This is a genomic window from Nocardia sp. NPDC127606 (assembly GCF_042671725.1).
GTDB lineage: Bacteria > Actinomycetota > Actinomycetes > Mycobacteriales > Mycobacteriaceae > Nocardia.
The window spans coordinates 357,178-381,614 of record NZ_JBHXWQ010000006.1 but is presented as its reverse complement, the minus strand read 5'-3'; the positions used below and the strand labels follow the sequence as shown (position 1 = coordinate 381,614).

The following is a 24,437-nucleotide window of genomic DNA, read 5'->3' as shown; positions in this document are numbered from 1 at the left end:
CCTAACCGGCGGCCCGGCCGCGGACCGGCCACTTCGTGGCCGTCCCTCCCTAGGGGTCGGGAGTGCGGTGGGTGGGTTGGGTGGGTTGTGGAAGAGGGGGACAGGCTGGGTGTGTGCGGTGTGGTTATTGCAGGCGGGGACAGGCTGGGTGTGCGCCCGGTGGGTTGTGGAAGACGGGAACAGGCTGGGTGTGTGCGGTGGGTTGTGGAAGAGGGGGACAGGCTGGGTGTGTGCGGTGTGGTTATTGAAGGCGGGGACTGGCCGGTTCGTGTGGTGTGGTCGGGAGTGTGGGGGGTGAGTTCGGTGGGGTGTGTAGCACGGTGACCAGTTGGGGGGTTGGGGGGTGGGTCGAGGTTTCGGGTTCGGGTTCGGGGGTTTCGGGTGGGGTGTTCTGGCGGGTTCTGCGGAACCACCACTGCAGCAACGTGATACCGATCAGGGCCAGTAGGGCTGTGGTGAGGCTGACGGGGAGGCCGGGTGGGCGCCAGGTGACGGTGAGGGTGGCGTTGTGGGTGCCGGGTGGGATGTCTACCGCTACGAAGGTGCCCGCTACTGCTCGGATGGGGATCTCGCTGTTGCCGAGGGTGGCTGTGTAGCCGGGCCAGGCCAGGCGGGACAGCACGATTCGGCCGCCGGTGCCGGAGGAGACGGTGGCTCGGTTGGTGAGGCCTGCTTCGGGCATGACGGTGGCGTGGACGCCGGATTCGTGGGCGATCAGGTCGCCTGGGGAGGGGAGGGGGTTGACTCGTTCGAGGACCCAGATCTGGTGTTCGTGACCGGGGTAGTGGACGAACTTCCAGCCTGCGGGGGCGGGGTCGTTTCCTGCGTGGGGATACTGACTGCGTTGCAGGACGATGCGATCCAGGCGCATCAGATCGACGATCGGGGTGTCGGTCGACGGTTCGACGGCGAAGACTCGCTTGTACGCGTCGGGGCAGGTGCCGCCGTCCCATGCCATGCACAGCAAGCCTGCGAAGGCGGCGTGCCCGACGGGCGTGTACCCGTTCACGTACTGCAGTCCGAGGTTCTTGGCGTAGCTGCCCAGCGCGATGGAGCCGTAAGTGCCTGCGAGCGTGCGCTCTTCGTCGCGCACCATGATCCGGTCCGCCAATTGCAGTGTGCGACCGCCGAAATCGGGGAACGCGGCGGTCATGTCCGAGCGCTGTTCGGCGAATCCGTACGACATCGGGGTTCGCGGCGCGGACGCCACCTGGACGAACGCGATCGGGAAGGTCGCGGCGATGGTGAGCGCGGCCGCGGCGGCGATCCCGCGTGTGCGCGCGAGCCACACCACCCCGGCCCCGAGTCCGACCACCACGAACACGGCGAGGGCGTGGCGTTCGACGAGTTTCGGTGCGGCGGAGAACGATCGGATGAACAACAGGGCGATCAGCGCACCCGCCGCCGCGTACCGTCGCCGTGACGCGGTGAAATCCCCGTAGCGGCTGATCAGCACGCACACCAGCACCAGCAGTGCGATCGCGAGCATCGGCAACACTCGCGCCGGCCACCGGAGCGGACCGATCGCACCCGGCCCCGCCGTCCACATCAGGGTCGCCACCGCGAACAGCGCGATGCCGCTCCACGAGGCGGCATGGCGCGCGGCGGCCTTCCAATCGATGAAGGCGAGCGCGGGAATCACGAACCAGGCGATGTAGACCATCGGTAGCGGCTGCACATGGCCCCACCACGCGGTGAACGCGGGGACGGTGCTGGGCAGGCTCGCGTTGAGTGATTCCGACCAGGGGACGGTCAGGAACGGGTCGTTGTGGATGGTCGAGACGTCACCGCGCCAGGTGGCCTGCGAGGACAGCAGGATCGGCAGGTTGGCGATCATGGACGCGAGCACCGCGAGCCCGGACGCGGTGAGCAGTCGCACGACCGGCGCCCACTTGCGCTGGTACAGGTATTCGCCCGCGGCGACGGTGGCGATCATCAAGCCGGATTCGACTGCGGGAAAGGCGTATTGGATGGTCAGCGCCAGGTACAGGAACACGAACAGCGGGATCGGCCCGGTACGGCCGCGCGCGTAGAGGACAGCGGAGGCCCAGGCGTGCACCAGCCAGGCGGTGCCGGTCTGCGAGGTGAACCAGCTGGCCTCGTCGAAGAACAGGAACCATCCGCTGAACGGAAACGCCACGCCCGCGACCGCGGCCCACGGCGCGCGGGCGCCGTAGGCCAGGCAGATGCGGAAGACGCCGAGTGCGGCGATCGCGGAGAACACGAACTTCACGGCGGTCGCGTACAGCGCGAGATTGTCGAACGAGGGCGCCAGCAGGTACACCAGCAACTGCGCGGGGTTGTAGAGCCCGGCTTCCTCGAGGCTGTAGTTGCCCGCCATCCATTCCCACGGCACCATCGCCGGGAACCGCCCGGCCCGCAATTCGCTACCGAGCAACTGCCACATCGGCACGTATTGCGCCTCGGTGTCGTCGGTGTAGAAGTGTCGCGAATCCCCCAGCAACACAGCGAGATATCCGATGAGGACCGCGGCGATGACGACCCCGGCCCACCGCACGACTTGTTTTCGCGGTTCGAGCTCCGCGCGTACCCACACGAGCGCGGGAGCTTAGAGCATAGAGATGAATCGAACAATAGCGCCGGGTGTCCGTGCGGAAGTGGTGGACGTTTGTCCAGCTCAGATATGGTTAGGGTGGGGTTTGATAGCATGGCGCAACCCGAGCAGGACCCTTCGAGAGAGTCATCAATTGCAGTTCGAAATCGTCGAGCGGGACGAGACCTGGGTGGCCGGTCTCCCGGTTCGCAGTCCCAAACGCGCACTCGGTGAGCTACGCGACCGTGACCTCGAAGCGGCATGGTCGGCGGTTCTGCATCAGGATCTCGGCGGGCCACTCGCCAGCGCCTATACCGACTACACCGGTGAGCTGAGCACATACAACACCCAGATCGTGGGGTATCAGTGCGAGTCGCTCGATCAGGTCACTCGTGGACATCTGGCGGCTCGGTTGCCGCGCGGCACCTACGCGCGCTTCTCCTCGGTCGGTAATTTCCCGCAGGTGATGACGGATCTGTGGACCCAGATCGCCTACGCCGAAGAGCACAACCAGATCAAACGCACTTTCACCGGCGATTTCGAGTGCTATCCGCACGCCTACAAGATCGACCTGTACCTGGCGGTCGACCCGCGATGACCTATTCGATCGTGGTCCGTGGCGCGGCGCTGTACGGCGGCCTGGCGGTACCGAAGGTGCACCCGAGCTTCAAGGTGAGCAACAGCGACCTGATCGAGTTCCTCAAGGACCGGCTGCGCGACCGCCCCGGCGGCAGCGAACCGCTGCACACGGTCTACGTGCCCGACCCGGCGGGCAACTGGAACGCGCTGGTAGCACGCGAATACGCGGCTCCGGACGACGTGCCGGTCGGCGATCTCATGCTGCGTGTCCCCAAGGGCATCTACGCCCGTTTCGCGCCCAATGGCGACTATCACGACCCGGTGGAAGACGTCTGGGCGCAGGTCGACGACGCGACGGCGTCGGCCGAGATCTCCCGCGCCTACCGCGAGGAGATCGAAGTGTGGCATGGTCCCGACACGGTGGAACTGTTCGTTTCGATCACAGTTGATAGCTGAAAGTTAGCCGAATTCGAACCGATCGGTCTGGACTCGATCGCCTCTCGCGCATTCACCCGTTCTGACCTGGGGTTATTTCAACTGGCTCAGAAGGTTACCGGAAAATTAGCCACTCGTATGGTGCATTCCTGCGGAATGACGGATACTGCGTAGGAAATCTTTGGCTGGTCGGACAAAGCCGACGTGGGTGTAGGTACGGAGTTGTATGAGGGTGTCGGCTCACACCGGCTCGGATCACCGGGTGGTCGGTGCGAATGCGGGCGGGTTGCGGTACCTCGACAGCAGCTCCGGATGTCAGGTCCGCATCTGTTCACCAGAGGAAGATCCTGCGCTGTGGGATCGGTATCTCGAGGGTGCGCTGAATGGTTACCGGCACTACGGAGTTCAGGACGCGCTCGATGTCGAGACCCTCGCCGACGGCCGTTCGACGTCGCTGTTCCTCGTCGCGATCGATCCTGACGGGTCGGTGGTGGCCGGACTGCGCGCGCACGGGCCGCACGCGACCGCTGACGATATTCCCGGATTCCACCCCTGGCTCGGCACCGCGGGCGAGGCCGCGTTGCGTGCCTCCGTCGAAGCCAAGGTGCCGCACGGAGTCGTCGAATCCAAGGGCGGGTGGTCGATACGGTCGGTCCCGCGCAGGCCGGAACTCGGCGCGTTGGTGGCCCGCGGCGTCGTCCACGTCACCTGGCTGCTCGACGTGCGGTACGGGTTCGGCGTCAGCCCCCTGCACCAGCTCGAGTCCTACCGATCGAGTGGGGCGCGCCAGGATCCCGGCATTCCCGCCGTGTCCTACCCGGACGAGCGGTACACCACGGTGCCGGTGTGGTGGGATCTGTCCGATCTGTCGGCGGCGACACCGGCACAGCGCGATCTGATCGCCGTCGAGCGCGCGCAACTGCTCGAAGCGCGACGCTTATGATCCGGGATCTCGCCCCCACCGACGTCTTTCGAGCCTCGGTGCTCGACGACGCGGTCCCCGCCGATGCCGCCGAGCTGGCACGCCTGCGCGAGCTTCCCGGTATCTCGGTGAGCGATCTGCGTCCCGCGATGCGATCGGAACTGGCCCGGCTCAAAGCCGCGCTCGACGCTGACCCGGCCGATGATCGCTGGGTGTACTACCCGTGGCGCCGCGCGCTGGTCGCCATCGTCGGCGCCGCCGCGTTTCGCGCTGTTCGGCAGGACCGCAACCGGAACAAGCTGACCATCGTCGAGCAACGGCAGCTGCGCGGGCAGTCGGTCGGCGTCATCGGGCAGAGCGCGGGGCACGAGATCGCCTACGTCGCCGCGCTGGAGGGCGCCTGCGGTCTGCTGCGGATCGCCGACTTCGACACCGTCGAGCTGTCGAATCTGAATCGGATTCCCGGTGGGTTGTTCGACATCGGGCTCAACAAGTGCGTGGTCACCGGCCGGCGGATCGCCGAACTCGACCCGTATCTGCCCGTCGAGATCTTCCCGGCGGGTGTCGACGAGTCCTCGATGGACGAATTCCTGACCGGGCTGTCGGTGGTGGTCGAGGTCTGCGATTCCCTCGACGTGAAGCTCGCCGCCCGCGAGGCGGCCAGGCGGCACCGCATCCCGGTGCTGATGGAGACCAATGATCGAGGTCTGTTCGATGTCGAGCGATTCGATCTCGAACCCGATCGGCCACCGTTCCACGGCCTGCTCGGCGAGACGACGAGATCGGACCTGCGCGGACTGTCGAACCGGGACAAGGCCCCGCACGTGATGCGGATCCTCGACCCGGATCAGCTCTCGGCCCGGCTCGCCGCCAGCCTCACCGAAATCGACGAGACGGTCACCACGTGGCCCCAGCTGGGCAGCGACGTCGGGCTCGGCGCGGCCATCATCGCCACGGCGGTGCGCCGGATCGGCCTCGATCAGGCGCTGCCGTCCGGTCGAATTCGCGTCGATCTCGAGCGCGAGCTCGACAGCCTCGGTGAGCCCGATCGAGGTGACCGGAGATTCACGGCCGACGCCGCGCCGCTCGACGAGCTCGACGAGCCGCACACGTCGATGGCCCGCATCCTGCACAGCATCGAACGCGCGCCGTCGGGCGGCAACGCGCAGCCGTGGGTGGTGCGCGTCGACGGTTCCGCCGTGCACCTCGCCGTCGACCCGGCGCGTACTTCCGGGATGGATATCGGATTCCGCGGTAGCGCGGTGGCTCTCGGCGCCGCCCTCTACAACGCCCGCGTCGCCGCCGCAGCTCAGGGTTTGCTGGGGACGCACGAGATCGTGCTCGGCGGTACGGCTCCCGTGTCGGCCGTGCTGCACCTCGGTGCGCGTGCCGACCCGGAACTGGCCGCCGATTACCCGGGAACGCTCACCCGCGCCACCAACCGGCACCTCGGCGACGGCCGTCCGCTCGCACCGGGAGTGCTTGACGCACTGGCTGTTTCGGCTGCGGCGGAGGGTGCGTTCGTGCGCGGGGTCACCGATCGCGCCGGGCTCGGCGAGGTCGCGGAACTCCTCGCCGAATCCGACCGTGTCCGCTACCTGACGCCCCGGCTGCACGCGGAGATGTTCGGTGAATTGCGCTGGCCCGCTGACGATTTACGGACCGGGCTCGACCTGCGAACCATGGAGCTGGCCTCCGACGAGTACGCCAAACTGGCCATCGGCGGCCGCGCCGATGTGATGGCCTACCTGCGGGACTGGTCCGGCGGCGCGGCGCTGGGCGAGTACGCGCACCAGCGGATTTCGTCCGGTTCCGCGCTGATCGCGGTCACCTGTCCAGTCGGCGCCGGCGCCGATCTGACCGATTATGTGCGCGGCGGTTCTGCCGTCGAGCGCGTGTGGATTGCCGCGCAGAAGCTGGGCCTGGCGGTCCAGCCGATGTCCCCGGTTTTCCTCTACGTCCGTGACGACAACGATTTGCGCAACGTATCCGCAGGATTCACAGATACACTGGCCTCGATCCACAAACGGTTCTCCGCACTGATGGGAATTCCCGGGCACGAGACGGTCACGGCAGTATTGCGACTGAGCTATGCGCCCGCCCCGACAGTACGGAGCGCCAGGCTCCCGGTACTCGGTTCAGGGAACTGACAGATAGCACGATCGGAGAAACGGTGCCTCGGCGAAACCTCGACTCGTTGGTGACGCAGGTCGCCTCGGAGTTGATGGGCGTCGACGCCACGATCATGGTCGAGGCCAGCGAGCGCGTGCTCGCGAGCCTGGTGGACTATTTCGACGTCGAGTTCGCCTATCTGCGCCACACCGTGCGCGAGCAGCGCCAGACCGTGTTGATCGCCGAGTGGCCGCGTCGGCCGTACGTGCCCGACCCCGACCCGTTACGCGTCATCGACTTCGCCGAGGCCGATTCGCTGTTCCTGGCCAGCGAGAACGCCGTCGAGCCGATCATCGTCAGTCGCGGCGACGAATACCCCGACTACCAGGAGATGATCCGGCAGACCACCGGCATGCCCTCGATGGTGACCGCGTGCGTCCCCCTGGTCTCACGCGGGGTGTCCACCGGGGCGCTCGGCTTCGTCCGGCGCGGTGACCGGGCGTGGACCACCCGCGAGGTCAATGTGCTCAAGGCGATCGCGGCCTTGTTCGCGCAGTTACAGGCCAGGGTGGAGGCCGAGGACCGGCTGCGCTACATCGCCTCGCACGACGATCTCACCGGCCTGGCGAATCGGCGCGCGCTGCTCGAACACATGGAGGAACGGCTCGCGCCGGGGAACGAGGGTCCGGTCGCGACCTTCTTCCTCGATCTCGATCGACTCAAAGCGCTCAACGACTTCCTCGGTCACAACGCGGGCGACAATTTCATCCGCACGCTCGCGGCCAGGTTGCGCAAGAACTTCGCCCCCGAGGACATGATCGCGCGCCTCGGCGGCGACGAGTTCGTCATCGTGCCCGCCAAGACGATGGACGCCGTGGCCGCCGAACTGGAGGCGAACCGGATCCAGGAGCTGGTCGGGCGCCGGGTCTCGGTCGGGCAGGAGTCGGTGAGCCGCGGGGTCAGTGTCGGCGTGGCGCTCGGTGTGCCCGGCGAGACGACGGTGTCGGACGTGCTGCGCCGTGCCGACCACGCGTTGCTCTCGGCGAAATCCGGTGGTGGCAACGGGATCGCGGTGTTCACCGACGCCATGCGGGTCCAGTTCGAGTTACAGGACGACGTCGAGGTCAACCTGCGCAGCGCGGTGTCCGACGGGTCGATGGTGCTGCACTATCAGCCCGAGGTGGACCTGCGCACCGGACGCATCGTGGCGCTGGAAGCGCTGGTGCGCTGGCAGCACCCCACGCGCGGACTCCTGCCGCCCGGCGCGTTCGTCGCCGTCGCCGAGGCCACCAACCTGGCCGGTGAGCTCGGCCGGTGGGTTATCCGTTCGGCCTGTTCGCAATTCGCCGACTGGCGCCGCCGCGGGCTGGCCGCCAATGTGGTGATCCGGATCAATGTGTCGCCGGTCCAGCTGGTGAGCGCCGATTTCGTCGAGCGCATCGAGGACATCCTCCGCCTGTACGGCATCGACGGCAGCTCGGTCTGCCTGGAGATCACCGAGCACGTCGTCGTGCAGGACCTGGTGCGAACCAGGCTCACCCTGCGCGGCCTGAAACGGATGGGCGTGCAGATCGCCATCGACGATTTCGGTACCGGCTACAGCTCGCTCTCCCATCTCAAGGCGCTGCCCGTCGACGCCGTGAAGATCGACCGCGGTTTCGTGCAGCGGCTCGGTGACAGCGACGACGACCTGGCGATCGTGAAGTCGATCATCGGGCTGGCCGGATCGTTCGGCCTCGGCGTGGTGGGCGAGGGTGTGGAGACGCCGATGGCGGCCAGAACGCTGGTCGGTCTCGGCTGCTACCGCGCGCAGGGGTTCCTCATCGCCAGGCCGATGCCGGGTGAGGAAGTCGAGGCGCACCTGCGCGAAGGACGTATCCCGCTCGACCTCGACCTGCCGCGCGCGGGCCGCGGCGTGGCGTCGAGCTGAATCGCGGCGATGCCGTCCGACGATTGGCTCCTGGTGGAGACCCTCATCTCCGGTAATGAGCCGACGGTGGTCGCCGCGGGCGCGCACCCGAGGCACTGGTCCGGGCTCGGCTCGCTGCGTCGCGTGCTCGGACCGTCCCGCGCACGGATCGCGACGGAGGCGGTGCGGCGGTGCCACGCGCAGGGGCAAGCGCAGCGCGTGGTCGAGGCGGACACGCTGGTCGTGACCGAGCCGGTGCCGTGCGCGTACGGCGGCGTCCACGGGGTGCGGCTGTGGGCCGGAGCCGTCGATGCCCCGATCCCGCCACCGCGCCGGGTCGCCGCCTGGGACTGGGATGCCGATACCGAGCTCGCCCATCACGGACCGGGTCTGGAGGAACTCGTCTTCGCCAGGGACCCCGAGCAGGTAAGGGTGATCCGCACACCGCCCGAGGCGTTCGGCCGGATGGCGCGCTTCGACGGGCGGATCGACTACTTCGCGATGGTCGCGCGCATCGACGACGGTGGACAGTGGCAGGGCGAGGTCGACATGGCAGGCGACGACGACGAGGTCCGCCACTTCCAGATGATCACCAGGGCGGTGCCCGCGCAACGCCGGATCAGCGCGCTGATGCACGCGATTCCCGAGCTCGACACGGCCCAGCCCGCCGCCGATCCCGACGCGGCCATGTTGCGCGCCGTTTCGCAGAGCAGCGGTGTCGGCGTCGGGATCATCGAGCTGACCAGCGCCCTGATCTACGAATGGGCCGGCCCGCCGCTGCCGCCGCTGGATCGCTGGCTGGTGGAGCGACCTGTCATCGATCCCGATGATCTCGCCGCGTTGCGGGGCGCCTGCCACGACCTGGCCCGTACCCCGGGCACCGGTCGGCGACTGGCGCTGCGGGTGCGGTTCGCAGCCGGGGAGTGGGTCACCGCGCAGGCCCAACTGGTGGCCATGAGTACGGGGCACGGGCTGCTGCGGGTGTGGTCGGCCGGGTGACGGTCTCGCCCGTCGAGCACTGAGCCGCATCTTTCGACGCTGTTCACCTCCCGTTCCTCGGGCAGGACCCGGAGGTAACCCGCGCGGCGCGACGATCGGCGTGTGCGCATCGTGCAGCTTGCCAATTTCTATGGCCCGCGATCGGGTGGGTTGCGCACTGCCCTGCACCACCTCGGTGAGGGCTATGTGGCCGCGGGGCACGAAGTGGTGCTGATCGTGCCGGGGTCGCGGCGTTCGGAAGAGGTTCTGCCCACGGGTGCGTTGCGAATTACCTTGCCCGCATTGGGCATTCCGTGGACCGGCGGGTATCGCGCGGCGGATCCGCGGCGGGTGGCCGATGTGCTGTCCGGGTTGTCGCCGGACGTGCTCGAGGTGTCGGACCGGCTCACGCTGCGCGGTTTCGGCCGGTGGGCGGGGCGGCGCGGGGTGGCGAGCGTGATGATCTCGCACGAGCGCCTCGACCGGCTGCTCGGCCAGTTCCTGCCCGGACCCGCCGCGCGCCGCTGCGCCGACGTGGCCAACCGGCGCACGGCCGCCGACTACGACATGGTCGTGTGCACCACCGATTTCGCGCGCGAGGAATTCCTGCGGATCGGTGCGCCGAACGTGGAACTGGTACCGCTCGGGGTAGACCTCGACCTGTTCAGTCCACGTCGCCGTGACCTCGGCCTGCGCGCCGATCTCGGCGTCGCCGGGCATCCGATGCTGGTGCACTGCGGTCGGCTGTCGGTGGAGAAGCGCGTCGACCGCAGTATCGAAGCGGTCGGCGCCCTGCATCGCGCCGGCGTCCCCGCCCGGCTGGTCGTCGCAGGCGACGGACCTCGGCGCGAGTCGCTCGAACGTCGCGCCCGCACTCTGCCCGCCCTGCCCGGTGGGGAACCCGCGGTTCATTTCACCGGCTTCATCAACGAACGCGCGATGGTGGCTAAGCTCCTTGCCACCGCGGATGTTTCACTGGCGCCCGGCCCGCACGAGACCTTCGGCCTGGCTGCCCTGGAGGCATTGGCCGCGGGCACCCCGGTCGTGGCCAGCCGTTCGTCCGCCCTCGCCGATATCGTCACCGCCGAATGCGGCGCCATCGCCGCGGACCGCCCCCGCGCTTTCGCCCGAGCCGTCACCGACGTGCTGGCCATGCCCACCTCCGGCCGCCGTCTGGCCGCTCGCTCGCGCGCCGAGGAATTCGGCTGGCCGCGCGCGGTCGCGGGGATGCTCGCGGTGCTCGGCCGCTGATCCAGCTCGGCGTGCGGGCTCAGCTCTCCGAGCGGGCGGCCAGGACGGCGTCGTAGAGCTCGCGGCGGGAGGCGCCCCGGCCCGCGGAGACCTCGGCGCAGGCGTCCTTGAGCCGCATGCCGCCTGCGACCAGTGTCTCGACCTCGTCGACCAGTTCGGCGGGCTCGGCCGAGACCGGTTGGGAGCCTTCGAGAACCACGGTGATCTCGCCGCGGGCGCCGTCGGCGGACCAGGCGGCCAGTTCGCCGAGGGTGCCGCGGACGACTTCCTCGTAGGTTTTGGTGAGTTCGCGGCAGATCGCGGCGCGACGGTCGGGGCCGAGGACCGTGACCGCGTCGGCCATGCAGTCGGCCAGGCGGTGGGGTGCTTCGAAGAAGACGATGGCGCGCTGTTCGGAGGCCAAGGTGCGCAACCACTCTCGCCGCTGGCCACCCTTGCGTGGGGCGAAGCCGTCGAAACAGAAGCGTTCCACCGGAAGACCCGACAGGGCCAGCGCGGTGGTGACCGCGGAGGGGCCGGGCAGGCAGGTGACCTTCAGATCGCGTTCGACGGCGGCGGCGACCAGCCGGTATCCGGGGTCGCTCACCGACGGCATCCCCGCATCGGTGACCAGCAGGACCGTCAGGCCGCTCGCGATGTCGTCGAGCAGGGCGGGGATGCGGGCGGTTTCCACGTGGTCGTAGAAGCTGACGATGCGCCCGGTGATCTCGACGCCGAGCGCCTTCGCGAGCGATTTCGTGCGGCGGGTGTCCTCGGCGGCGACCACGTCGGCCGAACCGAGCGCGTCGCGCAGTCGCTGCGAGGCGTCGCCGATGTCGCCCATGGGGGTTGCCGCTAAGACCAACACAGTGTTGTCCGACCTCTCCGGTAAGTTCTCCCCGCAGGCGATCGTGTGCGGCGAGCAGTGCGGCCAGGCGGTATTCGGTCGCCCGGAAGCCGCGTGCGTAGATGGCGCCTGTTCATTCTGTCAGGCGGGGGCACCGCGCCCGAGGGCGCGTAGGTGGGGAAACGAGGGGGCACAAGTGTCGGGTCGGACTTCGTGGGTGGCACCGCCTACGATCGGGGCGTGATCCCGGTGACCGATGAGCGCGCGATGCCCCCGTCGCGTCCCGTGTCGGCGTTGGTCAGTCCCGCGCCGCTGCGCCCGGCCCCCGATTTCGGTCCGCTCGACACCGCGCGCGGCTGGTTGGTCACCGCGGTGCTCACCGTTATCGCCGCGCTGACCCGGTTCACCAACCTGAACTATCCGACCGACGCGCGCACTCCCGTCTTCGACGAAAAGCATTACGCCCCACAGGCCTGGCAGATGGTCACCGGCGGCGGCGTGGAGGACAACCCGGCGTACGGCCTGGTCGTGCACCCACCTGTCGGCAAACAGTTCATCGCCCTCAGCGAGGCGATCTTCGGCTACAACGCGTGGGGCTGGCGTGGCACCGCGGCGCTGGCGGGCACGATCCTGGTGCTGCTCGTGGTGCGGATCGTGCGCCGGATGGCCCGCTCGACGCTGATCGGCGCGTTCGCGGGCGTGCTGCTCATCGCCGAGAGCCTGACCTTCGTCTCCTCGCGCATCGGCATGCTCGACATCTTCATGTCGCTGCTGGTCACCGCGGCGTTCGGCTGTCTGATAGTCGACCGCGACGACATGCGCGAGCGCATGGCTCGCGCGGATCTGGCCGGCCGGGTCGGCGTCTCGGACTGGGGTCCGCGGCTGGGCGTGCGCTGGTGGCGGTTCGGCGCGGGCGTGCTGCTCGGGCTGGCGTGCGGCACCAAATGGTCGGGCATCTACTACATCATGTTCTTCGGCCTGCTCAGCGTGGCCTTCGACGTGAGCGCGCGCCGCGCGTACGGGGTGCGCAAGCCGTGGCTGGGCGCGATGGTGCGCGACGTGGGGCCCGCGCTGTACGCGCTGGTGGTGATTCCGCTGGTGGTGTACCTGTCCTCGTATTGGGCGTGGTTCGCCAGCGAGAACGGGGTGTTCCGGTACGCGGTGGGCAATCAGGTCGGCAGCGGTGGCGCGTTCGCGTTCGTGCCCGACGCGCTGCGCTCGCTCTGGTACTACCAGGGCGAGACCCTCGACTTCCATTCCAGTCTCACCAACTCGGCCGGCAACCACCATCCGTGGGAATCCAAGCCGTGGACCTGGCCGATGGGCCTGCGCCCGATGCTCTACTACTACGCCGACGGCACCGTCACCGGGTGCGGCGAAGCGCAGTGCGTGAAGGCGGTGATGGCCGTCGGCACGCCCGCGCTGTGGTGGCTGGCGCTGCCGCTGATCGGCTGGATGGTGTGGCGTTCGGTGGTGCGCCGCGACTGGCGTTACGCGGCGGTGCTGGTGGGGTACGGCGCCGGGCTGTTGCCGTGGTTCCTGACACTGGACCGCCAGATGTACTTCTTCTACGCGGTGGTGCTCGCGCCGTTCCTGGTGATGGGGATGGCGCTGGCGCTCGGCGACATCCTCGGGTCGGCGAGACCCGCCGGGATACCGCGCAGTCCGACGGGTACCTACCTGCCCGCCCCGGTGAACGAGCGGTATGCGCTCGGCTTGCTGATCGTCAGCATCTATCTGGGCTTGGTGATCGCGAACTTCGTCTGGCTGTGGCCGATCCTCACGGGTCAGGCGATCACGCCGCAGAACTGGCAGGACCATCTCTGGCTCCCGAGCTGGCGGTAGCGCCGGGCGGTCAGTCCAGGGCGCGGTGGACGAAGGCGATCGCGTCGGCGTCGTCGAGTCCGAGCCGTCGGATCGTGCTCACGTAGTCGACGGCGGCGCGGCTGGCGATGTCGCGGGTGGGGTCGCCGGAGGAGGCGATGAAAGAGCCTTGGCGGCCACGGGTTTCGAGCACGCCGTCGGCTTCCAGTTCGCGGTAGGCGCGGGCGACGGTGTTGGGGGCGATGCCGAGGTCGGCGGCCAGCGCGCGGACCGTGGGGATCTTGGTGCCCGCGGTGAGAGTGCCCGCGCGGACCTGTTCGATCACGGCCATGCGCAGCTGTTCGTAGGGCGGCTGGGCGGAATCGGTGGACAGCTCGACGTGGAACACGATGCTCACACCTCGTCTCGGGACAGCGGGCAGGACATACAGCGGGGACCGCCGCGGCCGGAGCCCAGCTCCGAACCGCTGATGGTGACCACCTCGATACCCGCCTCGGTCAGGCGCGAGTTGGTCATCTCGTTGCGTTCGTAGGCCACGACCACACCGGGCGCGAGGGCGAGGGTGTTGTTGCCGTCGTCCCACTGTTCGCGTTCGGCGTCGGGTCCCTCGCGGCCGGTGTCGATCACGCGCAGCTTCGGGATGCCCATCGCCGCGGCGGCGGCGGGCAGGAACGGTTCGGGTCCGGAGATGCTGATGCGCTCGAGGTCACCGCGTCCGGTGAAGCCGTCCTCGCGGCGGATGGTGAACGCCTCCAACGACTTCCGCACGCCTGGATACATCACCACCGCGTCGGTGTCGACCATGGTGCAGACGGTGTCGAGATGCATGGTGGCCCGGTTCTGCGCGATCGGCACCACCAGCACGGTGTGCGCGAGCTCGTCGTCGAACAGGCTGCGCGCCAGCGCTTCCGCGCCCGCGGGCGTCGTCCGCTCACCGACGCCAACAGCGACAACGCCTTTGGCGAGCAGCAGCACATCGCCGCCCTCGATCGGCGCGGTGTGCGACTCGTAGGCCCGGCGCACGCCGAGAAAACGTGGATGGAACGCGTAGACGAGGTCGGTGATGGAGGTCTCGCGGCTGCGGGCGGGCAGGGCCAGCGAGGTGATCGCGACCTTCGGGCCGACCCAGAACGAGGAATCACGGGTGAACAGCAGATTCGGCAGCGGATCGACGACGAAATCGCCGCCATGGTGCATGCGCCGCACCAGCGAGGTGGCGTCGGGGCCGAACGGCAGCTCGTCGAAGGTCATCCCGGCCATCAGGATGTCGGCGAGCGCGGGGGCGTCGAATTTGCGCAGTTCGGCGGCGAGTTGGTCGGCCAGGCCGTGGCCGAGCCTGCGCGCGTCGACCGCAGCCGAAATGCCCTGGATCCTGGCTGCCCCACTGGCGCTGAGGGTTTCGGTCAGCAGGTCTGCCAGTAACAGCACCTCTACGCCGCGCTCGCGCAGTACGGTAGCGAAGGCGTCGTGTTCGGCTTGCGCGCGCTCGACCCAGGGGATGCCGTCGAAAAGCAGCTGGTCGTTGTTGCTCGGGGTGAGTCGGCGTAGTTCTGCGCCGGGGCGGTGCAGCAGCACCGTCCGTAGCTGGCCGACCTCGGAGGTGACGGTCAGGCGCGAGTCGGGGGCGGTTCCCATCTGCAAACCGTAATGCGAGGACCGCGTGTCTGCGAGCTGCAACGCGCTGGGTTCGGCCGCGGCTGCTCGTCGGTGTCCGCCGCTCGGGCGCGTGTTCCGCCCATTTTTCGTACACGACACGAATACCTGAAGTATTGTTTAGGTGGTAGTGGGAGGAGCTATAGATGACGATGGCCGATTGGCAAACGAAGGAGCTGACCCCCGGGCAGCTTTCCGATCGTAGTGGAGTTGCAGTGTCCGCGTTGCACTTCTACGAACGCGAAGGTCTCATATCGAGCCGTCGAACCAGTGGCAATCAACGTCGATATTCTCGCGAAACCTTGCGCCGGGTCGCCTTCATTCGTATCTCGCAACGGGTCGGTATCCCACTCAGTGAGATTCGCTCGGCCTTGGATCGACTCCCCGAGGGGCGCACCCCGACCCGTCGCGACTGGGAGAACCTGTCGACCACCTGGCGTGAGGATCTCGACGATCGCATCACCCAGCTCGTGCGCCTGCGCGACAACCTGACCGGCTGCATCGGCTGCGGCTGCCTGTCGCTCGGCTCGTGCAAACTCGTCAACGAACACGACCGGCTCGGTGCGGAGGGGCCCGGTGCGCGCGTGCTCGATGTCCAGGTGAACTGCCCGCCGAAATCCGGCTGCGTATAGCTCTTGTCGGATGCCTCGGGCATCATCGCGGGTATGACTTCTCTGGATGCCAAGGCGAAGACTCTGCTCGAACTGCACCGTCCGGGAAATCCGGTGGTGCTGCCGACCGTCTGGGACGCGTGGTCGGCGAATGTCGCTGTGGCGGCCGGTTTTTCGGGCCTGACCCTGGGCAGCCACCCGGTCGCCGACTCGATCGGCCGCGCCGACGGTGAGGGGATGAGTTTCGACGAACTCCTGGCCCGCGTCGCCCAGGTCACCGCCTCGGTCGAGGTTCCGGTGTCGGTCGACATCGAATCCGGCTACGGCCTGGAGCCGCTGCAATTGATCGACGGTCTGCTCGCCGCGGGTGCCGTCGGCCTCAATATCGAGGACACCGTGCACAACGAGGGCAAGCGCCTGCGTTCGCCCGCCGAACACGCCGACCTGGTCCGCGGCCTGCGCGAAGCCGCCGACGCGGCGGGCGTGCACGTTGTGGTCAACGCCCGCACCGACCTGTTCCTGCGCCAGGACGGCGACGAGGCCGACCGCCTCGACCGTGCCATCGCCCGCCTGACCCTGGCCGCCGAAGCGGGCGCCGATGTTCTCTACCCGGTGGGCAAGCACGCCGACGCCGACCTGCGCCGGCTCACCACCGATCTGCCGTTGCCGATCAACGCGATCGGCCAACCGGGTAGCCCGGCCAAGGACTACTTCGCCGACCTCGGCGTCGCCCGCATCAGCTTCGGCCCGTTCCTTCAGGCCGCGCTGGGCGCCGAAGCGACCACCCTGCTGGCTGCTTGGAAATAGCCGCTGGGCATACCTCGACCTCCGCGGCGACGCGAACACTGTTCGCGCGGGTCCGCGGCGACGAACCGATCCTGAGACACCCGGCGGTTCCGAACCGGTGGCGCACGGCGAAAGGCCGTGCGCCACCGCTCGTTCGACTATTCCTTGGGCTCGATGTAGCGCGGGAAGATCGGTTCCGGCGCGGGCAGATCGAGACCGGGGGCCAGGGGAGTGGTGATGTCGGCGAAGGTGCGGCCTTCCTGGGCGAGCAGGTCCAGGATCTTGGCCGCGGAGCCGGGCATCACCGGCTGGACCAGGATGGCGACGATGCGGACTACCTCGAGGGTGACGTAGAGGACCGTCGCCATGCGGGCCAGGTCTTCCTCGGTACCCGACTTGCGCAGCGCCCAGGGCGCGTTGGCGGAGAAGTAGCGGTTGGTCTCGCCGAGGGTGAGCCAGATGGCTTCCAGGGCGAGGTGCATCTGCTGCGCGTCGAACTCCGTGCGGCACTTGGCGAGTAGCGCGTTCGCGCGGTCCAGCAGGGCGCGGTCCTCGTCGGTGAATTCGCCCGGCGTGGGGGACTTGGCGTCGCAGTTCTTGTTGACCATGGTCAGGCTGCGCTGGACCAGGTTGCCGAACTCGTTGGCCAGGTCGGCGTTGATGCGGCCCGCGATGGCGTCGTTACTGTAGCTGCCGTCCTGGCCGTAGGAGATCTCGCGCAGCAGGAAGAACCGCACCTGGTCGAGGCCGTAGGTGGACACCAGCGCGAGCGGGTCGACGACATTGCCCGTCGACTTCGACATCTTCTCGCCCTTGTTGTACAAGAACCCGTGCACGAACACCCGGTCGGGGAGTTCGATCCCGGCCGACATCAGGAACGCGGGCCAGTACACCGTGTGGAACCGGGTGATGTCCTTGCCGATAATGTGCAGGTTCGCCGGCCAGAACTTCTCGAACGACGCGGAGTCGGTGTTCGGAAAGCCCACGCCCGTCAGATAATTGGTGAGCGCGTCGACCCACACGTACATCACGTGGTCGGGCTCGCCGGGGACCGGAACGCCCCAGTCGAAGGTGGTGCGCGAGATCGACAGATCCTTCAGACCCGCCTTGACGTAGCTGACGATCTCGTTGCGCCGGGTCGAGGGCGCGATGAACTCGGGCCGCTCTTCGTAGAGGGCGAGCAGTTTGTCCTGGTACTCCGAGAGCTTGAAGAAGTAGTTCGACTCCTCGGTCCAGGTGACCGGGGTCTTGGTCTCGGTGGACTCGCGGGTGCCGTCGGCGAGCAGCGTGGTCTCGTCCTCGTTGTAGAAGGCCTCGTCGCGCACCGAGTACCAGCCGGAGTAGTTGCCCAGATAGATGTCGCCGTTGGCGAGCATCCGCTCCCAGATGGCGACGCAGGCGGCCTGGTGGTCATCGTCGGTGGTGCGGATGAAGCGGTCGAACGAGATGTCGAGCGCCTTGTCCATCGCCTCGAAGACATCGGAGTTGCGGGCCGCGAGTTCCTGCACTCCGATGCCTTCGGTGGCCGCGGTCTGCTGCATCTTCTGACCGTGCTCGTCGGTGCCGGTCATGAAGAACACGTCGAAACCGTCGAGTCGCTTGAAGCGGGCGATCGCGTCGGTGGAGATGTACTCGTACGCGTGGCCGATATGCGGCGCACCGTTGGGGTACGCGATGGCCGTCGTGACGTAGAAGGCGGGCGCCTCGGCGCCTTCGGCTGCACTCATGATGCCCATTACTGTAATCCGGGTGGCAAATACGAATCGTCCGGCTCCGCCTGTTCCGCCGCCGCTCGCGCCCCTGATCGACGCGCATACCCACCTCGATGCCTGTGGCGCAACCGATGCCGCGTCGACCACGGCCATCGTCGACCGGGCCGCCTCGGCCGGTGTCGGGCACGTGGTGACCGTGGCCGACGATCTCGCGGCCGCGCAGTGGGCCGTGCGGGCCGCGCAGTGGGATCCGCGGGTGTACGCCGCTGTCGCGTTGCATCCCACCCGGGCCAACGCCCTCGACGACAAGGCGAAGGCCGAGCTCGAGCACCTCGCCACCGACCCGCGCGTGGTCGCGGTCGGTGAGACCGGCCTCGACTACTACTGGCCGGGCAAGCTCGACGGCTGCGCCGATATCGAAACCCAGATCGAGGGTTTCCGCTGGCACATCGACCTGGCCAAGCGCGTGCGCAAACCGCTGATGATCCACAACCGCGAAGCCGACCACGACCTGCTCACGGTTCTGCTCGACGAGGGCGCGCCCGACACGGTGATCTTCCACTGCTTCTCCTCGGACGCCGCGATGGCCGAGGCGTGCGTGGCGGAGGGGTACGTGCTGAGCTTCTCGGGCACGGTGAGTTTCAAGAACGCGCACGAACTGCGCGAGGCCGCCAAGCTGGTGCCCGACGACCAGATCCTGGTGGAAACCGATGCGCCGTATCTGACGCCGCACCCCTATCGCGGTGCGCCGAACGAGTCGTACTGCCTGCCGTACACCGTCCGCGCGCTGGCCGAAGTGCGGGAACAGGATCCGCAGGCGCTGGCCGAGATCACCACCGCCAACGCGCGCAGGCTGTATCGGATTCGGTAGTCCGTTTCGGCTGTTCGACAGGGGGCTGGACAATAAACGTGAGTCGGCTCACATTCGTGTGCTCACGTTGTTATCTACCAGCGCTGTCTATATCGAATTGTGATCTACGATCCCGCTGTTCGGGCGGCCTGGTGTTGTCTACCGCGCACCACGTCGTTATCGTCCTGTAATCATGTCAGCTTTTGCGCGGATCAACTCGTCACGTTCACCGCTGCTGTTCGCAGCGGTGGCGGCCATGCTGCTGATTCTTCTCGTCGGCGCCTCGCTGGCCATCGTGAACCACAAGACGGTCGCGATCGTCATCGACGGCGAACGGACCGAACTCTCGACGATGTCGCGCGATGTGCGCGCCATCCTGGCCGACGCGGGCTACGAGATCGCCGAACACGACGAGGTGATCCCCGCCGCGAGCGCCAAGGTCGGCGACGGCGCCACCATCACCTTCAACCGGGGCCGTGAGATCACGGTCACCGTCGACGGTGTCGAGCGCAAGGTGTGGACCACCGGCACCACCGCGGGCGATGCGCTCGCGTCGATGCAGATCCCGTCCGACACCCACGTGTTGCCCTCGCGCACCGAGAAGCTGCCCCTCGCCGGCGCGGCGCTGAGCGTGTACACCCCGCGCAACATCTCGCTGGTCGACGGCGGCGCCGCCCCGGTCGATGTGCGCCTCGCCGCCGCGACCATCGGTGAATTCCTCACGGCCGCGGGCGTTCCGCTGAAGGACGAGGACTTCACCGAGCCCGCCGCCACGACCCCGCTCGCCGAGGGCATGCAGGTCGTCGTCACCCGGCAGCGCACCGAACAGCGCACCGAGACCCTGCCGCTCGATCCCACCGAAACGGTGATCGAGGACGTGACCATGAACATGAGCCGCACCGTGGTGGAGAACCCGGGCATGCCCGGTCTGCACGAGGCGACGTTCGCGGTCAGGATGGTGAACGGGGTCGAAGCCTCACGCGTGCAGGTGCATTCGAATGTGATCACCCCCGCGCAGAACAAGACGATCCGCAAGGGCGCCAAGCCGGGAACCGAGGTTCCGCCGGTGCGTGACGGTGCGGTGTGGGATGCGCTGGCGAAGTGTGAGTCGACGGGGAACTGGGCGATCAACACCGGCAACGGGTACTACGGCGGTATTCAGTTCGATCAGAGCACCTGGGAACGTCAGGGTGGGTTGAAGTACGCACCGCGGGCTGATCTGGCCAGCCGCGAAGAGCAGATCGCGATCGCCGAGGTGACGCGGGCCCGTCAGGGCTGGGGTGCCTGGCCCGCGTGCACCGGACGCCTGGGAATCAGCTGATTTCGCAAGAACAGTAGGTAACTCTCAGCCACCTCCACTCCGGCGTGAGGCCGAGAACTGGCACTCGGGCTCCGGGCGACACGCTGGACACACGCAGAGGCGGAACAGCCCAGCCTGTTAGCGTGCTTTCGTTTCGCCGGGTCTGCTGTGCTCGTGCGGCGGGGGTCGGGTCGTTGACGAGTCGACGGGTGGTTGTGATGCGTAGGGTTTCGGCCTGGTGGCGTTCGGCGGCCGCGGCGGTTCTGTCGGTGGGGGTCGGGGTGTGTGTGCCGCTGCCGGCGGCGCATGCGGAGGCGCCGGGGACTGTCATCGCGGTTGTTCCGCAGGGGGACGGGTTCCATGGGATGTCGGGGGCTCAGGTCATCGACTACTGGACGCGTGGGGTCGGGGGTGTGTCGCAGCCCGCCAGCGGTGCGCTGTATCTGCCGACCGGCGTCGCGCCCGCGGGTGGTTGGCCTGTTGTCACCTATGACCACGGGACTACCGGGCTGGGGGCGGGGTGTGGGGGACAGTCGGATCCGGCGGGGGCGCCGTGGCCGGAATCGCAAGTGGGGCAGGATGTTTTCCTGCGGTATCTGGTGTCGAAGGGGTTCGCTGTCGTCGCGCCGGATTATCTGGGGCTCGGCAGGTTCGATACCGGTCCGCATCCATATCTCGGGATCGACACCGAGGCCACAGCCACGATCGACATGCTCCGGGCCGCGCGTTCTGTGCGTGATGATCTGTCGCCGGTGTGGGTGGCGGCGGGGATGTCGCAGGGTGGGCAGGCGGCGCTCGGCACCGCGCACCGGCAGGCGAGCTACGCGCCGGAGCTGGACTTCCGCGGGACCATCGCGATCGACCCGGAATCGGACGTGGAGAAGGTGGCCACGCTGCTCGGGCCGGGCAATCCCGATCGCCTCAGCGGCGGGATTCTGGGGTTCTCGGCCAGCATCCTGGCCGGACTGCGCGCCGCCCGCCCGGACGCGCAGGTCGACAGTTACCTCAGCCCGCTCGGCCGCCAGGTCATCGACGAGATCGGTGCCCTGTGCTCGGATGCCATCGACGACCGGGTCGCTGATCTGACACTGGGCGCGATGCTCAGCCGCTCGCTCGGCGACGAGCCGCTGCGGTCGGTGATGGCCGACTACATGACCGTGCCGACCAGCGGCTACGACGCGCCGATCCTGCTGCTGGTCAACGCCACCGACCGCACGGTGCCCTCGCCGCTGCACGCGGCACTGGCCGCGCAGTTCACCGCGGGCGGTGTGAACTACACGCCGGTGGTCGGGACCGGCAGTCACTGCGAGCTGAATCCGGCGATGTGGGCCGCGATCGATGAGTTCCTCGCGCGGGTGCACTGATCGCCTGCCGCTCCTTGCCCATCGGTCCCCATGGATTCAGGTCGATCCGGAGCCCGGCCGGTCCTGATCTGTACACTCGTCCAAGATCGTGATCGCCTGGTAGGGAGACTGAGTTGTGCTGAACAACCCGATTCGCGCGACCGTCGTCGCCACGCTGGTCGCGAGTGCGGTGACCGCCGCCGGATTCGCTCCGGCCGTCGCCGAGGCTCCCGGTTCGCTCATCTCGGTGCAGGCCGAACCCGCGGGCTGGCACGGGCTCAGCCGTGGCTCGTCGGTGGAGTACTGGATGACCGACTCGGCCGGCGTCCAGCGCCCGGCCAGCGGCGCGATGTTCCTGCCCGAAGGTGACGCACCGGCCGGTGGCTGGCCGATCGTGGCCTACGACCACGGCACCTCGGGTTCCGGCCCCGGATGCGGTGGTCAGGCCGACCCGGAGACCGGGCCGTTGCCCGTGCACCGCGCCGCCGAGGACCGGCTGATCAAGCGATTCGTCGACCAGGGCTTCGCCGTGGTCACCCCCGACTACCTCGGGCTCGGCCGTTTCGACACCGGTCCCCACCCGTATCTCGAGGTGCGCAGCGAGGCGACCGCGACGATCGACCTGGTGCGTGCCGCCCGCGCCGCCAGCCCCGAACTGTCGCGGACCTGGAGTGCCGCGGGCACCTCCCAGGGTGGTCACGCGGCGCTGAGCGCGGCACATGTGCAGGCCGAATACGCTCCCGAACTGGACTTCCGCGGCACGGCCGCGATCGACGCGGCCTCGGATGTGGAGAAGATCCTGCCGTTCCTCGGGCCCGATGTTCCCTCGGTGCCCGGCCTTTCGGGCACTACGTCGTTCATCGTCAGCATCCTGGCCGGGCTGCGCGCCACCCACCCGGAACTCGACGTGGACTCCTATCTGACCGAGCGCGGCAAGGCGCTCGTCGACGACGCGGGCACCCAGTGCCTGGACGAGATCATCGCCGCGACCAAGGGCGTGACCTCGGCCGAATTCCTGGCGCGCCCGCTCGCCCCGCTGCGTGACCCCCTCGCCGCGTACATGATGCTGCCGACCAGCGGCTACGACGCTCCGATCCTGCTCACGATGAACGTCACCGACACGATCGTGCCGTCCCCGTTGCACGCGGCGCTGGTCGCCCAGTTCGCGGCCAACGGCGTCGACCAGCAGGTGGTCACCGGCACCGGCCAGCACGGCTCGGTCTCGCCCGAGCAGCTCGCCGCCATCGACGGTTTCCTCGCGCGCGTCAACGCCGCCCCGACACAGCGCTGAGCTGCCCGATCAACGAGGTTGGTAGGTTCTAGCAGTGTCCGAACCAGAGAATTCCGCTCGAGGTAGCCGTGCCGCATTGCTCGGTCCCGCCGAGGTGCGGACCCTGGCCGAACGTTTCGGCGTCCGACCCACCAAGCAGCTCGGACAGAACTTCGTGCACGACGGCAATACCGTGCGGCGCATCGTGTCCGCGGCCGGTGTCGGCGCGGGCGACACCGTGCTCGAGGTGGGCCCGGGTCTCGGCTCGCTGACGTTGGCGCTGCTCGACGTGGTCGACCAGGTGGTCGCCGTCGAGATCGATCCCGTGCTCGCCAACTACCTGCCCGAAACCGTCGCCGATCGCGCGCCCGGCCTGGTCGAGCGTCTGCGCGTGGTCGAGGCCGACGCACTGCGGGTGCGTCCGGAGCAGTTGCCCGCGGCGCCGACCGCGCTGGTGGCGAACCTGCCGTACAACGTGGCCGTGCCGGTGCTGTTGCACCTGCTCGCGACGTTGCCCAGCATCATGGTGTCGCTGGTGATGGTCCAGGCGGAAGTGGCCGACCGGCTTGCCGCCGAGCCGGGGAACCGGGTGTACGGGGTGCCGAGTGTCAAGGCGGGTTTCTTCGGAAAGGTCCGGCGGGCCGGTCACGTGGGAACGCAGGTCTTCTGGCCGGTGCCGCGCGTCGAATCGGGTCTGGTGCGGATCGACCGCTACGCCGAACCGCCGTGGCCGATGGACGACGCGCATCGCAGGCGCGTGTTCGAGGTGATCGACGCGGCGTTCGCGCAGCGGCGAAAGACGTTGCGGGCGGCGCTGTCCGGATGGGCCGGCTCGCCCGCCGAGGCCGAGCGCAGGCTCGTCGCCGCCGGGATCGATCCGACGGCACGGGGCGAGACCCTGGAGACGGCGGCGTTCGTCCGGTTGGCTGCGACGACCTGATCGGCGCGAGCGGTCCGCCCCGCTCGACGAATCTGCGGCTCCCGCAGGAGAACCCGCAGTACACCGGCCGTTCACCGGCGCGGGGTGTGGCGCCCCTGTGAAAGCAATTGTGGACAACCGGTTTTCGCCGCATCCGGAGTTGATCATGATCCGCGGGTGACGCTCCCGGTGGAACCCGGAAATCCGCCCTCCATCACGTCTGGGGAGGGATGTGGATGACATTGTGGATGATTCGTGACACGTCCTGATATGGGTGAACCCACGGTGAACGGGGGCGTAGTCACGGACTCGGTCGATGCTGGGCGAGCTGGACGCGCGCGGCGCCTGCTCGCCCAGCAGGGGTGGAGTCAGGCACTCAGCGCGTAGCCCGCTTCGTCGACCGCGGCGGCTACCTCGGTGTCGGCCAGTTCGCCCGCGCTGTCGACGCGAACCAGGCCGCTGGCGAGGTCGACATCCACGCCGGTGACGCCGTCGATCTTGCCGATCTCCTGCTTGACCGAGCTCACGCAGTGTCCGCAGGTCATCCCCGTGACGGTGTAGGTGGTGGTGGCCATGGCCGACTCCTTCGCTCTTCGAACATAC

21 protein-coding genes are annotated in these 24,437 nt (G+C 68.2%); 15 read left to right on the top strand and 6 right to left on the bottom strand.

Annotation, left to right across the window (positions count from 1 at the left end; all coding sequences use genetic code 11):
* Nucleotides 1-241 precede the first annotated feature (241 nt).
* Entirely contained in the window at nucleotides 242-2,518 is a 2,277-nt protein-coding gene (locus ACFVJ5_RS26315) for a hypothetical protein (protein WP_379223946.1), read from the bottom strand.
* 190 nt (nucleotides 2,519-2,708) lie between these two features.
* Here ACFVJ5_RS26315 and ACFVJ5_RS26310 point away from each other — a divergent pair, with 190 nt between their 5' ends.
* The 7 genes from ACFVJ5_RS26310 to ACFVJ5_RS26280 all read left to right on the top strand — a co-directional run bounded on the left by ACFVJ5_RS26310 (nucleotide 2,709) and on the right by ACFVJ5_RS26280 (nucleotide 10,740).
* Nucleotides 2,709-3,152: a GyrI-like domain-containing protein gene (locus ACFVJ5_RS26310; RefSeq protein ID WP_101465771.1), complete on the top strand. Its 444-nt coding sequence runs from the start codon at nucleotides 2,709-2,711 to the stop codon at nucleotides 3,150-3,152.
* Nucleotides 3,149-3,589: an AraC family transcriptional regulator gene (locus tag ACFVJ5_RS26305; RefSeq protein WP_379223945.1), complete on the top strand. Its 441-nt coding sequence runs from the start codon at nucleotides 3,149-3,151 to the stop codon at nucleotides 3,587-3,589. Before ACFVJ5_RS26310 ends, ACFVJ5_RS26305 begins: the two co-directional genes overlap by 4 nt.
* A gap of 205 nt (nucleotides 3,590-3,794) precedes the next feature.
* Nucleotides 3,795-4,511 (top strand): hypothetical protein, encoded by a 717-nt coding sequence (locus ACFVJ5_RS26300; RefSeq protein WP_379223943.1) that lies wholly within the window; start codon nucleotides 3,795-3,797, stop codon nucleotides 4,509-4,511.
* Nucleotides 4,508-6,640 carry an Rv1355c family protein gene (locus ACFVJ5_RS26295; RefSeq protein ID WP_379223942.1) on the top strand — a complete coding sequence of 711 codons (2,133 nt, stop codon included), beginning with the start codon at nucleotides 4,508-4,510 and terminating at the stop codon, nucleotides 6,638-6,640. Before ACFVJ5_RS26300 ends, ACFVJ5_RS26295 begins: the two co-directional genes overlap by 4 nt.
* 74 nt (nucleotides 6,641-6,714) lie before the next feature.
* Nucleotides 6,715-8,532, top strand: coding sequence for a putative bifunctional diguanylate cyclase/phosphodiesterase (locus ACFVJ5_RS26290; RefSeq protein WP_379223974.1), 1,818 nt, complete (start codon nucleotides 6,715-6,717; stop codon nucleotides 8,530-8,532).
* Between the two features lie 9 nt (nucleotides 8,533-8,541).
* Nucleotides 8,542-9,510: a GAF domain-containing protein gene (locus tag ACFVJ5_RS26285; RefSeq protein ID WP_379223940.1), complete on the top strand. Its 969-nt coding sequence runs from the start codon at nucleotides 8,542-8,544 to the stop codon at nucleotides 9,508-9,510.
* Nucleotides 9,511-9,612: 102 nt separating this feature from the next.
* Nucleotides 9,613-10,740 carry a glycosyltransferase gene (locus ACFVJ5_RS26280; RefSeq protein WP_379223938.1) on the top strand — a complete coding sequence of 376 codons (1,128 nt, stop codon included), beginning with the start codon at nucleotides 9,613-9,615 and terminating at the stop codon, nucleotides 10,738-10,740.
* Between the two features lie 19 nt (nucleotides 10,741-10,759).
* Here ACFVJ5_RS26280 and rsmI read toward each other — a convergent pair whose 3' ends face one another.
* Nucleotides 10,760-11,629 (bottom strand): 16S rRNA (cytidine(1402)-2'-O)-methyltransferase, encoded by an 870-nt coding sequence (gene rsmI / locus ACFVJ5_RS26275; protein ID WP_379223973.1) that lies wholly within the window; start codon nucleotides 11,627-11,629, stop codon nucleotides 10,760-10,762.
* Between the two features lie 177 nt (nucleotides 11,630-11,806).
* On the opposite strand from rsmI, the gene ACFVJ5_RS26270 reads away from it, so the two are divergent.
* On the top strand, nucleotides 11,807-13,411 hold the full coding sequence (locus ACFVJ5_RS26270; protein ID WP_379223936.1) for a dolichyl-phosphate-mannose--protein mannosyltransferase: 1,605 nt from the start codon (nucleotides 11,807-11,809) through the stop codon (nucleotides 13,409-13,411).
* 10 nt (nucleotides 13,412-13,421) lie between these two features.
* On the opposite strand, the gene ACFVJ5_RS26265 is transcribed toward ACFVJ5_RS26270, so the two are convergent.
* Both ACFVJ5_RS26265 and arcA read right to left on the bottom strand, forming a co-directional pair.
* Nucleotides 13,422-13,778: a GntR family transcriptional regulator gene (locus ACFVJ5_RS26265; RefSeq protein ID WP_379223971.1), complete on the bottom strand. Its 357-nt coding sequence runs from the start codon at nucleotides 13,776-13,778 to the stop codon at nucleotides 13,422-13,424.
* A gap of 5 nt (nucleotides 13,779-13,783) precedes the next feature.
* Nucleotides 13,784-15,025: an arginine deiminase gene (gene arcA / locus ACFVJ5_RS26260; RefSeq protein ID WP_379223934.1), complete on the bottom strand. Its 1,242-nt coding sequence runs from the start codon at nucleotides 15,023-15,025 to the stop codon at nucleotides 13,784-13,786.
* 164 nt (nucleotides 15,026-15,189) lie between these two features.
* Between arcA and soxR the strand changes: the two genes are divergently transcribed.
* Nucleotides 15,190-15,675 carry a redox-sensitive transcriptional activator SoxR gene (gene soxR, locus ACFVJ5_RS26255; protein ID WP_101465780.1) on the top strand — a complete coding sequence of 162 codons (486 nt, stop codon included), beginning with the start codon at nucleotides 15,190-15,192 and terminating at the stop codon, nucleotides 15,673-15,675.
* A gap of 33 nt (nucleotides 15,676-15,708) precedes the next feature.
* Nucleotides 15,709-16,461, top strand: coding sequence for an isocitrate lyase/phosphoenolpyruvate mutase family protein (locus tag ACFVJ5_RS26250; RefSeq protein WP_379223932.1), 753 nt, complete (start codon nucleotides 15,709-15,711; stop codon nucleotides 16,459-16,461).
* A gap of 137 nt (nucleotides 16,462-16,598) precedes the next feature.
* Here the strand turns inward: ACFVJ5_RS26250 and metG are convergent, their stop codons facing one another.
* A complete protein-coding gene (gene metG / locus ACFVJ5_RS26245) occupies nucleotides 16,599-18,167 on the bottom strand; it encodes a methionine--tRNA ligase (protein ID WP_379223930.1) in 1,569 nt (522 codons plus the stop codon).
* A gap of 1 nt (nucleotide 18,168) precedes the next feature.
* Between metG and ACFVJ5_RS26240 the strand changes: the two genes are divergently transcribed.
* The 5 genes from ACFVJ5_RS26240 (at nucleotide 18,169) to rsmA (ending at nucleotide 23,855) form a co-directional block, all read left to right on the top strand.
* Nucleotides 18,169-19,023 (top strand): TatD family hydrolase, encoded by an 855-nt coding sequence (locus tag ACFVJ5_RS26240; protein WP_379223928.1) that lies wholly within the window; start codon nucleotides 18,169-18,171, stop codon nucleotides 19,021-19,023.
* A gap of 172 nt (nucleotides 19,024-19,195) precedes the next feature.
* A complete protein-coding gene (locus ACFVJ5_RS26235) occupies nucleotides 19,196-20,323 on the top strand; it encodes a transglycosylase family protein (protein WP_379223926.1) in 1,128 nt (375 codons plus the stop codon).
* Nucleotides 20,324-20,520: 197 nt separating this feature from the next.
* Nucleotides 20,521-21,666: an alpha/beta fold hydrolase gene (locus ACFVJ5_RS26230; protein ID WP_379223924.1), complete on the top strand. Its 1,146-nt coding sequence runs from the start codon at nucleotides 20,521-20,523 to the stop codon at nucleotides 21,664-21,666.
* A gap of 118 nt (nucleotides 21,667-21,784) precedes the next feature.
* The gene (locus ACFVJ5_RS26225; protein WP_379223969.1) at nucleotides 21,785-22,936 is read left to right on the top strand and encodes a lipase family protein; all 1,152 of its coding nucleotides are present in this window, start codon (nucleotides 21,785-21,787) and stop codon (nucleotides 22,934-22,936) included.
* 34 nt (nucleotides 22,937-22,970) lie between these two features.
* Nucleotides 22,971-23,855, top strand: coding sequence for a 16S rRNA (adenine(1518)-N(6)/adenine(1519)-N(6))-dimethyltransferase RsmA (rsmA, locus tag ACFVJ5_RS26220; protein WP_379223923.1), 885 nt, complete (start codon nucleotides 22,971-22,973; stop codon nucleotides 23,853-23,855).
* Nucleotides 23,856-24,202: 347 nt separating this feature from the next.
* Here rsmA and ACFVJ5_RS26215 read toward each other — a convergent pair whose 3' ends face one another.
* On the bottom strand, nucleotides 24,203-24,409 hold the full coding sequence (locus ACFVJ5_RS26215; RefSeq protein ID WP_379223921.1) for a heavy-metal-associated domain-containing protein: 207 nt from the start codon (nucleotides 24,407-24,409) through the stop codon (nucleotides 24,203-24,205).
* Nucleotides 24,410-24,437: the final 28 nt, after the last annotated feature.